Source organism: Variovorax sp. AC103 (assembly GCF_979254005.1).
In genome coordinates this window covers 18,450-31,494 of record NZ_CEEDFC010000041.1, presented here as the reverse complement: position 1 = coordinate 31,494, position 13,045 = coordinate 18,450, and the positions used below count along the sequence as shown (strand labels likewise).

The window sequence follows — 13,045 nt, the reverse complement described above, 5'->3', positions numbered from 1 at the left end:
TCGCCTTTTCTTTGCTTACTTTCTTTTGGCGAAGCAAAAGAAAGTAAGTCGCCCGCCGGGGCGAGTCCCGGCCCCGGGAAACAAACTAGGCAGCCAACCAATGCACGCTGAAGAGCCTCTCAGGATCCGTCCAAACCGCCCCAGGCCGAAACCCCGCTCGAGTAGCCAACGCACGCAGTCCCTCGACAGTGAACTTGTGCGAGTACTCCGTATGAATGGTCTCCCCCTCCTCGAACCCGAACCGTTCGCCATTCAACGAAACGCTCTGAGCCCGACGGCTCACCAGGTGCATCTCGATCCGCCGCCGAGGCGCGTTGTAGAACGCCGCATGCGCAAATCCGTCGACATCGAAGTCGGCATCGAGCTCCGAATTCGCCCGACGCAGCAGGTTGAGGTTGAACTCCCCCGTCACCCCTTGTGCATCGTTGTAGGCCGCATGCAAGCGCGCCGGATCCTTCACCAGGTCGACACCGATCAGCAGCCCGCCGCCACGCAGCATCCGGGCCGCGAGCTGCAGAAAAGCCAGCGCCTCGTCGGGCTCGAAATTCCCGATCGTCGAACCGGGAAAGAACCCGACCCGCCGTCCGGAACCCGCCATTGGCGCGGGCAGCACCAAAGGCATCGTGTAGTCCGCCGCAATGGGCTGCACGACGAGCGCCGGATAGTCGGCCTTCAGCCGTTGCGCGGCCGCCTCCAGATGCTCGCCCGAAATATCGATGGGCAGGTAGCGCTTCGGCGAATCGAGCGCATCGAGCAGCAGCCGCACCTTCGTGAGCGACCCCGCCCCGAATTCGACGATCTCGGCATTCGGCCCGACCTGCTGCGCGATCTCGCCCGCGCATTCGCCCAGGATGCGCAGCTCGGTGCGCGTCGGGTAGTACTCGGGCAGGTCGCAGATGCGGTCGAACAACTGCGACCCCGCAACGTCGTAGAAGAACTTCGGCGAGATGCTGCGCGGCGAGCGCGACAGGCCCTCCTGCATCTCGCGCCCGAACTCGGACAGCGGGGCCGTCGCCTCCGCAACCGAAGCGCGCGGCTTTGTTGGCGAAGGCCCGCTGGCAGGCACGAACGACACCGAAGACGACGAAGAAGTTGGATTGCGCATGATCAAAGGTCTTTCGCGAGCCGCAGCCCCGAGAACTGCCAGCGCGCGGCCGGCGGAAAGAAGTTGCGGTAGCTCGCTCGCGTGTGCCCGGCCGGCGTGGCCACGCTGCCGCCGCGCAACACCAGCTGCCCCACCATGAACTTGCCGTTGTATTCGGCCGCGATACCGGGCATGGGACGAAAGCCGGGGTACGGGTCGTACGACGACCGTGTCCACTGCCAGACATGCCCCGCCATCTGCGTGATGCCGGGCGCGTCGAAGGCGGCCTCCCATTCGAACTCGGTCGGCAGGCGCGCACCGGCCCATTCGGCATAGGCGGCGGCCTCGTAGAAGCTCAGCTGCGAGACGGGCGCCTCGGCCTCCATGGGCCGCACCCCGTGCAGGCCGAACACATGCCAGCTGGCGGCGCCCTGCGACTGCGCACCCAGGCCCAGGCGAGGATCGTTGCTCGCGAGCCAGTACGCCGGATGCCGCCAGCCGTTCGCCTGCACCGCGGCCCAGCCGTCGGACAGCCACAGCTCGGGCCGCTGGTAGCCGCCGTCGGCGATGAACTGCGCGTAGTCCCCGCAGTTCACCAGCCGGTCGGCAATGGCGTTCGGCTGCACCAGCGCCTTGTGCCGCGGCGTCTCGTTGTCGAAACAAAATTCCTGCCCCCCCGCGAACCCCACCTCGACGACGCCGCCGGGCTGCGCGATCCAGCGCATGGCGGGCGGCACCGCGGCCAGCCGCAGCGCCGGGCCGCTTGCGGGCTTGTACGCCGGCAGCAGCGGGTTGCACGACAGCGCATGCAGGATGTCGGTGAGCAGCAGCTCCTGGTGCTGCTGCTCGTGGTTCAGCCCGAGCGTGACGATGGGCTCGATGGCGGCCCAGTCGAGCCCTGCCGTTTCCAGCAATGCCACCACCGCCTCGTCCACATGGCGGCGGTAGGCATGCACCTCGTCCGCCGACGGCCGCGTGAGCAGGCCGCGCTGCGGGCGCGGATGGCGCGGCCCCAACGCCTCGTAGTAGGAGTTGAAGAGATAGTGAAAACGCAGGTCGAACGGCGTGTAGCCCGTTGCGTGCGGTTGCAGCAGCACCGTCTCGAAGAACCACGTCGTGTGCGCCAGGTGCCACTTGGTCGGGCTCGCGTCGGGCATGGACTGGATGCACTGGTCTTCGGCGGAAAGCGGTTCGGCAAGCGCCAGGCTCGTGGCACGCACTTCGCGGAACTTGTCGCGCAGCGCGCTCGCCGCCGGTGTGATCGGCCGGGAAAGCGTCATGGGGTCTCCAGTCGGGTCAGCCGCAAGTTGTAGCCCATCCCGGTTACGGCGGTGCGTAGGACAAGGCCCCGCAGGTCCGCAGCCAGGAAGTCGGCGGGCAGCCACTGTGGCACAAGATGCCGGGGCGCGCAGGACGCGCTGCGTATCATCCATCGGATGCAAACGACCAACCCCTCGGGCAGGCCCCAAGTCGTCATCGTCGGCTGCGGATTCGGCGGACTCGAAGCCGCGCGCAAGCTGCAGAACGCCGACGTCGATGTGACGGTGATCGACAAGACCAACCACCATCTGTTCCAGCCCCTGCTCTACCAGGTGGCGACCGCCGGGCTGGCCGCGCCCTCCATCGCGGCGCCGGTGCGCTCGCTGTTTCGCAAGCAGCCGAACATCACGACGCTGCTGGGCGAAGTGAGCGGCATCGATCCCGCCACCCGCACCGTGCACCTGGCGCACGGCGCCCGCGTGGCCTACGACCACCTCGTCGTTGCGGCCGGTGCCACGCACAGCTACTTCGGGCACGACGAATGGGCGAGCGTGGCACCCGGGCTGAAGACGCTGGCCGATGCCTTCGAGATCCGCCGCCGCGTGCTGCTGTCGTTCGAGGCGGCCGAGATCACCACCGACCCCGGGCGCCGCCGCGCCCTGCTCACCTTCGTGGTGATCGGCGCCGGCCCCACGGGCGTGGAAATGGCCGGCACGCTGGCCGAGATCGCCAAGCACACGCTGTCGGGCGAGTTCCGCCACATCGACCCGAGCAGCTCGCAGGTGCTGCTGGTGGAAGGCGGCCCGCGCGTGCTGCAGGCCATGCCCGAATCGCTGAGCCAGAAGGCGCTGGAGCAACTGGAAAAACTGGGCGTCGAGGTGCGGCTGAACGCGCGTGTGACCGCCATCGACCCGACCGGGCTCGAGGTGCAGACCGGTGGTGGCGCAGACGGTGCGCCCGTCACCAGCTACCGAATCGATAGCAGTTGCGTGGTCTGGGCCGCCGGCGTGGCCGCCTCGCCGCTGGGCCGCATGCTCGGCGCGGCCACGGGCGTCGAATGCGACCGCGCCGGGCGCATCAAGGTCGCGCCCGACCTGAGCCTGGCCGGCCACCCCGAGATCAGCGTGGTCGGCGACCTGGCCGCGGCCATGAGCCATGCGCCCGGCAAGCCGCCCAGGCCGGTGCCAGGCGTGTCCCCTGGCGCCAAGCAGATGGGGCGCGCCGCGGCCGCGAACATCCTGCGGCGCATCGCGGGCCAGCCGACGGTGCCGTTCCGCTATGCGGACTACGGCAACCTGGCCACCATCGGCCGCAACTCGGCCGTGGTCGACCTGGGCACGCCCTTCGGCCCGCTGCGCTTCAGCGGCCGGCTCGCGTGGCTGTTCTGGCTGTTCGCGCACGCGTACTTCCTGATCGGGTTCCGCAACCGCATCGTCGTGATGATGGACTGGGCCGGCGCCTACTGGAGCTTCCGGCGCAATGCGCGCGTGGTGGCCGACGTGCAGGGCAAGAGCGAGTCCTGACGGCCACGCGCTGCCCGGGGTGGGCGGCGTCTGTCGAACCCGCTGCCCCGCCCGCTCAGAAGAAGCTGCCCCAGTGCGGCTGCTCGTTGCGCTGGTGCTTGCGCCAGTCCCAGGGCGGCGTGGGCTTCGCATCGGCCCACAGGCCCAGGCGCCGCGCCCGCGCGCTGTCCTGCAGCTTGAACAAGCCGCCGCCCCGCTTGGTGGCGATGCGGTCGTAGTCGTACACCCAGGCCCAGCCTTGGGACACCATGCGGCTGCCGGCGTCCTCGCCGTTGCAGTCGACGTCGGCCACCGTGCGGCCGTAGCGGTCGGTATCGATCTCGGTGATGCGCGCCTTCACCTGAAAGCAGATGTCGCTCAGCGCCTGCTTGCTGCGCCGGCCGTAGGGCTGCGACCATTCGGGTGCGTCGATGGCCGCGATGCGCACCTTCACGCGCTCGTAGGCGCCCGCGCGGCCGCAGCGGGCGGTGAGCGTATCGCCGTCGCTGATACCGACGACGAGGCAGGTGCGCGGAGCGGCCTGGGAGAAGAGAGGAAAGGCCAGAAGGCTGAAAAGACAGAAGGCGGAAGGGAGCGCGCGAAAGTGCATGAAAGAGCAGGAGATAGGCAGAATGGCCGCCGGATCGAGGCTAAGTCATCCGCGCACCGCAGGCGCCCGGTACACAGACTTTTTCCTTTGTCCCTCTTTCTTTCCGCCGGTGCTTCGAAGGAGACCCCGCACCATGCAAGAACCGACCAACGACGACTGGTTTCTCGCGGCCAACGACGCATGGGATGCCGGCGCGCACAAGAAGGCGCTCTCGCTGTTCCTGAAGGCGGCGGCGGCGGGCGAGACCCATGCGCTGAACAGCGTGGGCTACTTTCTGGACCATGGCATCGGCGTGAAGAAGGATGCCGCGGCCGCGCGCGATTGGTACCGCAAGGCCGCCAGGGCCGGCGACATCGCGGGCTGCGCCAACCTGGCGATCTGTTACCGCGACGAAGGCAACTTCCGCTGGGCCCGCTTCTGGTTCGAACGCGCCTATGCGCGCGGCGACGACGATGCCGCGCTGGAACTCGGGCGGCTCTTCCTCTGGGAAGGCCCCAACCAGAACCACCGCAAGGTCGTCGACTACCTGAGCAAGGCCGCGGCCTCCCCGTGCATCAGCGCGGAGGGCAAGAAGGAAGCAGGCACGCTGCTGAAGTCGCTGGCGCGCAAGTAAGAGCAAGAGCGCGGGGCGCCCTGCGTACTCAGGCGCGCTTGGTCACCATTCCGTAGATCACCAGCACCACGATGGCGCCCACCACCGACGCGATGAACCCGGCGCCCGTGCCTGCCGCGTACCAACCCATCGCCTGACCCAGATAGGTGGCGATCAGCGAGCCCGCAATGCCCAGCAAAGTGGTCCAGATGAAACCGAGCGTTTGCCGCCCCGGCAACACCGCGCGTGCGACCAGACCTGCCAGAAAGCCAATGATGATCGTCCAGATCAGCGACATGAAAATTCCTTGAAAAAAAAGCAGCGGGGACTCCGCTGCCAAGACCATCGAACATTCCGGGCACGCACCCGAATGCACTCCATGGTGCGTGCGGCACTGCCGCGGCGCTGTAGGAAGTCGCCGCTTGGCCGCATCGCGCGTGCGCCGACGCGCAGCGCTTTGGGTTTCGCACCCGTAATACTTTGAGCCTATAGCCGAAACATCCGTTACGCCCTGAAGCAGTTCAGGGTTGGACTCGGCAAAGCGCGTGCCCCCCGGGCACCGGGGCTACGCCACACACCTGCACACGGCATGCGGGGGTACCGCCTATCGGGCATACCGCCGATTCCTACGCGTACTTACATTTTTCACTTGAATTCTGGAAATCACGTGACGTGGAGGCGCATTTCAATGCCGCCGCACGTGGGCGCCTGCCCCCATCAGGTATCGAAGCAACAGGTTGAGGCCATGAACAATATCTATCGAAGTCTGTGGAATTCCACGCATGGCGCCGGGGTGGCCATCGACGAAGCTTCGCGCGGTCACGCGCGGTCTTTCCGCAGCGTCCGCAAGCGCGGCAACTTAGGTGCAATTGCCACGGCGGCGGCACTGCTGTGCGCCGGGCCGGCCATGGCGGCAGGCGGCGCTGGCGGCCAACCTGCGGGCGTTGCGCTGCTGCATGCGGGAGCCGGCGGCAGCGACGGCACTGGCGGCAGCGGCGCGCTCAACGATGCGAGCGTCAACGCGAGCGGCGGCAACGGCGGTTCGTCGACCCCCGCCGGCGTCACGGCGGGGAGCAACGCGAACACCGGCACGTTCGCCGGGGCCACGGCGGGCACGGGCGGCGCGGCGGGCACCACCAGCAACATCGTCGGCCCGGGCGCGTTCCAGGGTGCGAACGGCAGCGCCGGCCAGTCGCAGACCGGTGACGCGCTCAACGGCAATGGCTACGGCGGCGGGGGCGGTGGCGGCTTCCAGGGCGCGTCGATCCCCAACAACCTCAGCGGGTCCACCGACAGCCACACGGGCGGCGCCGGCGGCGCGGGCGGCCAGGGCTACTGGGCCGCGGGCGGCGGCGGTGCGGGCGGCTACGGCGCCCTCCTCAATGCGCCGCTGGTCAGCTACACGTCATCAGGGCCGGCCCTCGGCGGTGCGGGCGGCGCCGGCGGCGACGCCTTTTCGCAAGCCGGTGGCGGCGGCAGCGGCGGCGGCGGCTTCTTCGTGAACGCGGCCACGCAGGGGCTGGCGTTCACCAACCTGTGCACCATTGCCGGGGGCGCGGGCGGTGCCGGCGGGACCAACCTGCTGCCGAGCCAGCTCAACGCATCGGGCGGCGGCGGCGGGGCGGGCGGCATCGGTCTCACGCTGGTCGGCAGCACCATTGCCGCGCACAACGCCGGCGTGATCTCGGGCGGCGCCGGCGGCGCGGGCGGAAACGGCGGCGGTGGCGCCACCGGCACAGGCGCACCGGGCGCGGGCGGCGACGGCGGCGTGGGCCTGTCGTCCACGGGCACCGCGGCCACCATCGCCAACACCGGCAGCATCACGGGCGGTGCCGGCGGCGCGGGCGGGCTCGGCAACAACGGCGGCCCCAACGGTGCGAACGGCGCAGGCGGTGCCGGTGTGCTGGGCTCGAACCTGACGGTAACGAACACCGGCACCATCTCGGGCGGGCTGGGCGGCGACGGCGTCACCCGCGCGTCGGCCGTCGAATTCACTGCCGGCGGCAACAGTCTCACCCTGAGCCCGGGCGCTGTACTCGTCGGCGCGATTGCCATCGACCCCGGCGCCACTGCCAGCGTGATCGCCGGGGCCAACGGCCTGAGCGTGCCCAACGCGCTGATCCTCGGCGGCACCGGCACCATCGACACCAACGGCAACAGCCTGAGCTGGACGGGGCCCATCTCCGGCGCAAGCGATCTGGTGAAGGCCGGCGCAGGCGTGCTCACGGTAAGCGGCGCCAACACCAACAGCGGCGCCACCAACGTCGCGGCCGGCACCTTGCGCGCCGGCGTGGTCAACACTTTCAGCAGCGCGAGCGCCTTCAACGTGGCCTCTGGCGCCACGCTGGACCTGGCTGGCCACAGCCAGACCGTGGCGTCGCTGACCAACGCCGGCACCGTGTCGCTGCCGGGCGCGGTGGCAGGCACCACGCTCACCGTGACCGGCCCGTGGGTGGGCAACGGCGGCACGCTGCGCCTGGGCACCGTGCTGGGCAACAGCAGCAGCGTGACCGACCGGCTGGTGCTCAGCGGCGCCACCGCCATTGCCAGCGGCACCACCAACGTGCAGATCGTCAACCTGGGCGGCCTGGGCGCGCTCACCGCCGGCAACGGCATCGAGGTGATCAGCGCCATCAACGGCGCCACCACCACGGCGCAGACCACCCGCAACGCCTTCACCCTGTCGGGTGGCCACGTCGATGCCGGTGCCTTCGAGTACCGCCTGTACGCAGCCGACGCCAGCGGCGCAGGCGAGAACTGGTACCTGCGCTCGACCACCACCGTCGCGCCGCCAGGCGGCGCCACTGGCGCAGACCCAGGTACGTCCACCGGCACCGGCACCCCGCTCAACGCCGGCGCGGGCACCACGGGCACAGCCGCTGCGGGGATCGTCGTTCCCACCTACCGCGCCGAAGTGCCGCTCTACGCCGCGCTGCCCGAACAGTTCCGCCAGGCCAGCCTGGCGATGCTGGGCAACCTGCACCAGCGCGTGGGCGACGACGGCCCGAGCGGCGCCAACACCGCCTCGCCGGAGCAGGGCTACCGCCAGGCCTGGGGCCGCGTCATCAGCACCGACCGCACCATCTCCCAGGCCGGCACCGTCAGCCCCACCAGCGAAGGGCGCCTCACCGGCTTCCAGGCCGGCACCGACCTGTGGGCCGACCCGAACTGGCGCGTGGGCGTGTACGTGGGCCAGCTCGACGGCGACATGCGCGTGACGGGCTTCGCCAGCGGCGTGCAGAACCTCGCCGTCGGCGCCAACGACCTGCGCAGCCAGTTCTTCGGCGCGTACGCCACCTGGAAGAACGACGGCGGCCCGTACGTCGACAGCGTGCTGCAGGCCGGGCGTCATCGCTACACGGTGTCCCCGACCCTCAGCTTCGGCAGCTCGGGCAAGGGCGACAGCCTGCTGGCCTCCGTCGAGGTCGGCCAGGCCTTCGCCATTGCGCCGAACTGGACCATCGAGCCGCAGCTGCAACTGGTGCACCAGCGCGTGAGCCTGGACGACACCGGCATCGTCGGCGCCCTGGTGCAGCAGAACAGCCACGACGGCTGGCTGCTGCGCGCGGGCGTGCGGCTCAAGGGTGAGATGGCCACCGGCGCCGGGCTGCTGCAGCCCTATGTGCGCTTCAACGTGTACCGCAGCGGCAGCGGCACGGACATCACCCGTTTCGTCGGCCCGGCTGCCTCCACCGACATCGCCACGCGCACGGGTGGCACCAGCACCGAGCTGGCGGCCGGCGGCACGCTGCAAGTCACCGAAAGCACGAGCCTGTATGCGGAGCTGGGCAAGCTGTGGGCCTCGGGCGGCGACACGCGCGCGAAGGGCGGCTTGCAGGCGAGCCTGGGCGTGAAAGTGCGCTGGTGAGCGAGTGCGCTGGCAAGTGTCAGGGCAACTGCCGCAACACCAGATACGGGTTGATCGCCGTGCCTTTCCACCAGCGCTTGTCCGCATCGAGCACGAAGACGGCGAAGTGCAGGTGCGGCACGTCGGGCGGTGCATTGCCCGTCGTGCCGACATAGCCGATGACGTCGCCCCTTCGCAGCGCCATTCCCTCGCGCAGGTTTTCCGCGTACCGGTCGAGGTGGGCGTAGTAGTAGGCCAGCCGGCCGCCCGGGTCGAACTGGTAGACCGTGAGCCCGCCCGGCACGCTGGTGAACAGCTTCACCAGCTTTCCGTCGTCCACGGCGCGAACCGGCGTGCCGCGCGGCGCAAGAATATCGAGTGCCTCGTGCGAGCCGCCGGTGCGCCGGTCGGTGAAGGTGTCGTGCAGCGCGCGCCCGGCGACGCCGTCGATGGGCATCGCGATGGCACGCGCAGCCAGCAGCGCGGCGCCGTCCTCGGGCGCGGCCGCAGCACCCTGGGCCGATGCCACACCCATCCCGGCAAGCCAGAAGCAGGCGCCCGACGTGCACGCCGCGAGCAGGCGCATCCCGAAGATCGCCCCGCGCACGGCTAGGCCCGCACCTCGACGGCGAACCCGGCCTTCGCCAGCTGCGACAGCCGCGCCGCATTCCAGTTGGTCAGGTGGATGCAGCCGTTGGTCTCTTCGTGACCGACGCGCTCGGGCGACGGCGTGCCGTGAATGCCCCAATGCGGTTTGGAAAGCCCCATCCAGATGTTGCCCACCGGGTTGTTGGGCCCTGCCGCGACGTCGACCTTTTGCGCATCGGCCGGCACGCCCTTTTTCAGGATCGCCGGGTTGTAGGTGAACGTGGGGTTCTTCACCTCGTTGGTGATCTTCATCTTTCCCACTTCCAGCGGATCGAGCGGGCCGCCGATGCTGATCGGGAATCCCGCGAGCGGCACGCCCTTGCCGTCCAGCACGAAGAGCATGTGGTCCGCCTTGGTGATGCGGATGGACCTGGCCGCGGCCACCACGCGCGCGTCGGCGTCGGTTGCCGCACCGACCACGACGATCGAATCGCCGGCCTTGAAGCCCGAGCCCTTGTTCAGGTCCGCCAGAAGACGCGGTGCCATGTGGAAGCGCTCCGACAGCGCTTCCTTCAGGTTCTCGTAGTCGAGCGACTTGAGCTTGGCGCGCTCGGCCATGGCGCGGGGTGTCGGGGTGAAGGGGCCTGCCACGTCCTTGTCGGTGATGGTGTAGGTCTCGAACAGGGGGGCCGCCTCCTTGGTCAGCACGCCCCAAGTCGCGGCGTCGACCTTGCCGGTGACGGAGAGACCGTTGGCCTCCTGGTAGGCCGACACCACGCGCCGCATGTTCGCGCCGAAACCGCCGTCGATCTCGCCGGGCGAGAACCACACGCGGTCCAGCAGGATCTGCGCGCGCACCACCGCGCTGCCCTTGGAACCTTGCGCGAGCACCGGGGTGCTGTTCTGCGCATTCAGTTTGTCCAGCGCATCGGACGCTTCGGGCTCGCGGGGCTTTGTCTTCGCCGACGGCCCCGCGGCCCACACCGACCACGGCGCCGTTGCGGCGCACGCAGCCAAGGATGTCGCGAGGAATATGCGGCGGGTCGGGACGGTCGTACGGCTCTGCGGGCTGGTGGGCATGGCGATTCCTGTGAAAACGCGAACCGTACAGCCCCGCCAGCGCGTGCGCTGTAGTCTCAGGCAGTCATCGCATGCACGACATCGGACCACGTGCTGTGGCGACGCATCGCGCCGCCCTGCTCAGGCCTCGGCCTCCTGCAGCAGCCGCCACATCACCTTGCCGCTGCCGCTCTTGGGCAGCGCATCGACGAACTGCACCTTGCGCGGGATCTTGTAGACCGCCATGTTCTCGCGGCACCAGTCGATGATCTGCTGCTCGGTCGTGTCCTTGTGCGTGGCGCGCAGCACCACCACGGCCTTGACCGATTCGCCTCGGTAGTCGTCCTTGGTCGAGATGACGCAGGCCTCCTGGATGGCGGGGTGTCGGAACATCAGCAGCTCGACCTCGGCCGGCCACACCTTGAAGCCGCTCGCGTTGATCATGCGTTTCAGCCGGTCGGTGATGAAGAAGTAGCCCTCCTCGTCCATGCGGCCCATGTCGCCCGAGCGGAAGAAGCGCTTGCCCTCGAACTCGACGAAGGCGGCGGCCGTGGCGTCGGGGCGCTTCCAGTAGCCCTGGAACACCTCGGGACCATGGATGATGATCTCGCCCGATTCGCCGATGGGCATCTCCTGCAGCGTGTCGGGGTCGACCACGCGGGCGTCGGTGCTCATGAACGGAATGCCCAGGCACTGCTGCTTGGGGTGGTCAGACGGGTTGGTGTGGGACGGCGCGGCGGTCTCGGTGAGGCCGTAGCCCTCCTGGTACTTCAGGCCGTACTGCTCGAACAGGCGCTGCGCCACCGCCTGCGGCATGGCGGCGCCGCCGCCGCCGATGTAGTTCATGCTCGACAGGTCGTAGCTCGCGAAGTTGGGGCTGGCCATGAGGTCGATGACCATGGTCGGGATGTTGGTCCAAGCCGTGACCTTCCAGCGCGAAATGAGCCGCCCGGCCACGTCGCGGTCCCAGCGCGGCATGACGATCAGCGTGGCCGCCGCCAGCACGGCGGTGTGCATCATGCTCACCACGCCGGTGATGTGGAACATGGGCACCACGGCCAGCACCACCGCTTCGGACGTGGAGCCGCCCCACATCTGGCCGGCCACCGCGTTGTGCATCAGGCTCGAATGGTGGTGCACGCAGCCCTTGGGCAGGCCGGTGGTGCCGCTGGTGTAGGGCAGCAGCGCCATGTCGTTGGCGCCCACCACGTGCTCGGGCGGCGGGTGGTCGGCGGCCAGCGCATCGGTCCAGGCCCGCGTCTTGCCGTTGGCCAGCTCGGGCAGGGGGTGGCGGGTGGTGAGCCAGTCTTTCCAGGCCGGTGCGGGGGCGTCGTCGCCGGACACGTCGGCGTCGAAGGCGTCGGTGAACTGGGTCACGATCATGTGCGCGAGCTGCTGTTCGGGTGGCAAAGCGTTGCTGGCCTTGGCCAGTTCGCCGGCCAGGTCGCCGGTGATGATGGCCACCTTGGCGTCGGGGTCGGTGATGTAGTGCTTGAGCTCCTCGGCCCGGTTCATCGGGTTCACTGGCACCACCACGGCGTTGGCGCGCAGGATCGCGAAATGCGCGATCACCAGCTGCGGGCAGTTCTGCATGTCCAGGATCACGCGGTCGCCGCGCTTCACGCCCAGTGCATGCAGCGCACCGGCCAGGCGCTCGGCCTGCGCCGCGAAATCGCGGTAGCTCAGCACGCGGCCGAAGAACACCAGCGCGGGCTTGTCGGGGTAGCGCGCGGCCGAGGTGGCCAGGTTGTGCCAGAGCGAGGTGGCGGGGACGGTGATCGCGTGCGGGAGGCGTTTGGGCCAGAACTTGTGATGCGGGCGTTGTTGCATGGTGAGAACAGGCGGGAAAGAAGAGCGGACAGTTCGCCAGCCTAAGCCGCCGAGGCCGCGGCTCCCATCGGGGAAGCCCCCGGAGCGTCACATTGGCGACGCTCTTTTGTCTCACACTGGGCCCGTTCGCTGGGCATGCCGCATGCGCCGTGCGACTACAGACAAGCGCCGCTTCAAGGGCGAAGCTGAGGCTCTCTTTTCATCCACCACCCGACTGAAGGAACCGTCATGGCAGCAGACAAGCACGCAAGCGTTCACTGGGAAGGCGCCGGCAAGACCGGCAAGGGCCAGGTCAGCACCGAAACCGGCGCGCTGAAAGACTACCCCTACGGCTTCGCCAGCCGCTTCGAGGACGACAAGCGCGGCACCAACCCCGAGGAAATCGTGGGTGCGGCACATGCCGCCTGCCTGACGATGGCCTTCGCGTTCGCGCTGGAAGCGGCAGGCCTGGCCGCCACGCGCATCGACACCAAGGCGGCCGTGCGGCTGGCCAAGGACGGCGCCGGCTTCAAGATCGACCGCATCCAGCTCGAGCTCGATGCCGCCGTGCCCGGCCTCGACGAAGCCAGGTTCCAGGAGATCGCCGCCGCCGCCAAGGCCGGCTGCCCGCTGTCGAAGGCGCTGGCGAGCGTGCCCGAAATCACGCTGAAGGCCACGCTGGCCGCCTGAGCGG

General features: G+C 69.2%; 11 protein-coding genes. 4 read left to right on the top strand and 7 right to left on the bottom strand.

Features of this window, described 5'->3' with window-relative positions:
• Positions 1-85: 85 nt before the first annotated feature.
• Positions 86-1,105, bottom strand: coding sequence for an L-histidine N(alpha)-methyltransferase (egtD, locus tag AC0IYU_RS33955; protein WP_472126561.1), 1,020 nt, complete (start codon positions 1,103-1,105; stop codon positions 86-88).
• Positions 1,106-1,107: 2 nt separating this feature from the next.
• The gene (egtB, locus tag AC0IYU_RS33950) at positions 1,108-2,364 is read right to left on the bottom strand and encodes an ergothioneine biosynthesis protein EgtB (protein WP_472126558.1); all 1,257 of its coding nucleotides are present in this window, start codon (positions 2,362-2,364) and stop codon (positions 1,108-1,110) included.
• Between the two features lie 156 nt (positions 2,365-2,520).
• Between egtB and AC0IYU_RS33945 the strand changes: the two genes are divergently transcribed.
• On the top strand, positions 2,521-3,867 hold the full coding sequence (locus AC0IYU_RS33945) for an NAD(P)/FAD-dependent oxidoreductase (protein ID WP_472126555.1): 1,347 nt from the start codon (positions 2,521-2,523) through the stop codon (positions 3,865-3,867).
• A 55-nt stretch (positions 3,868-3,922) separates the two neighbouring features.
• Here AC0IYU_RS33945 and AC0IYU_RS33940 read toward each other — a convergent pair whose 3' ends face one another.
• A complete protein-coding gene (locus tag AC0IYU_RS33940) occupies positions 3,923-4,456 on the bottom strand; it encodes a thermonuclease family protein (protein WP_472126552.1) in 534 nt (177 codons plus the stop codon).
• 133 nt (positions 4,457-4,589) lie between these two features.
• Here AC0IYU_RS33940 and AC0IYU_RS33935 point away from each other — a divergent pair, with 133 nt between their 5' ends.
• On the top strand, positions 4,590-5,069 hold the full coding sequence (locus tag AC0IYU_RS33935) for a tetratricopeptide repeat protein (RefSeq protein WP_472126550.1): 480 nt from the start codon (positions 4,590-4,592) through the stop codon (positions 5,067-5,069).
• A 28-nt stretch (positions 5,070-5,097) separates the two neighbouring features.
• Here the strand turns inward: AC0IYU_RS33935 and AC0IYU_RS33930 are convergent, their stop codons facing one another.
• Positions 5,098-5,346: a GlsB/YeaQ/YmgE family stress response membrane protein gene (locus AC0IYU_RS33930; protein ID WP_435436438.1), complete on the bottom strand. Its 249-nt coding sequence runs from the start codon at positions 5,344-5,346 to the stop codon at positions 5,098-5,100.
• Between the two features lie 447 nt (positions 5,347-5,793).
• Between AC0IYU_RS33930 and AC0IYU_RS33925 the strand changes: the two genes are divergently transcribed.
• Entirely contained in the window at positions 5,794-8,916 is a 3,123-nt protein-coding gene (locus AC0IYU_RS33925; protein WP_472126547.1) for an autotransporter family protein, read from the top strand.
• Between the two features lie 19 nt (positions 8,917-8,935).
• Here AC0IYU_RS33925 and AC0IYU_RS33920 read toward each other — a convergent pair whose 3' ends face one another.
• The 3 genes from AC0IYU_RS33920 to AC0IYU_RS33910 form a co-directional block, all read right to left on the bottom strand.
• Positions 8,936-9,430: a M23 family metallopeptidase gene (locus tag AC0IYU_RS33920; RefSeq protein WP_472126544.1), complete on the bottom strand. Its 495-nt coding sequence runs from the start codon at positions 9,428-9,430 to the stop codon at positions 8,936-8,938.
• A 74-nt stretch (positions 9,431-9,504) separates the two neighbouring features.
• Positions 9,505-10,563, bottom strand: coding sequence for a L,D-transpeptidase family protein (locus tag AC0IYU_RS33915; protein WP_472126541.1), 1,059 nt, complete (start codon positions 10,561-10,563; stop codon positions 9,505-9,507).
• 120 nt (positions 10,564-10,683) lie between these two features.
• On the bottom strand, positions 10,684-12,372 hold the full coding sequence (locus AC0IYU_RS33910) for a long-chain fatty acid--CoA ligase (protein ID WP_472126538.1): 1,689 nt from the start codon (positions 12,370-12,372) through the stop codon (positions 10,684-10,686).
• Positions 12,373-12,600: 228 nt separating this feature from the next.
• Here AC0IYU_RS33910 and AC0IYU_RS33905 point away from each other — a divergent pair, with 228 nt between their 5' ends.
• Positions 12,601-13,041 carry an OsmC family protein gene (locus AC0IYU_RS33905; protein ID WP_472126535.1) on the top strand — a complete coding sequence of 147 codons (441 nt, stop codon included), beginning with the start codon at positions 12,601-12,603 and terminating at the stop codon, positions 13,039-13,041.
• Positions 13,042-13,045: the final 4 nt, after the last annotated feature.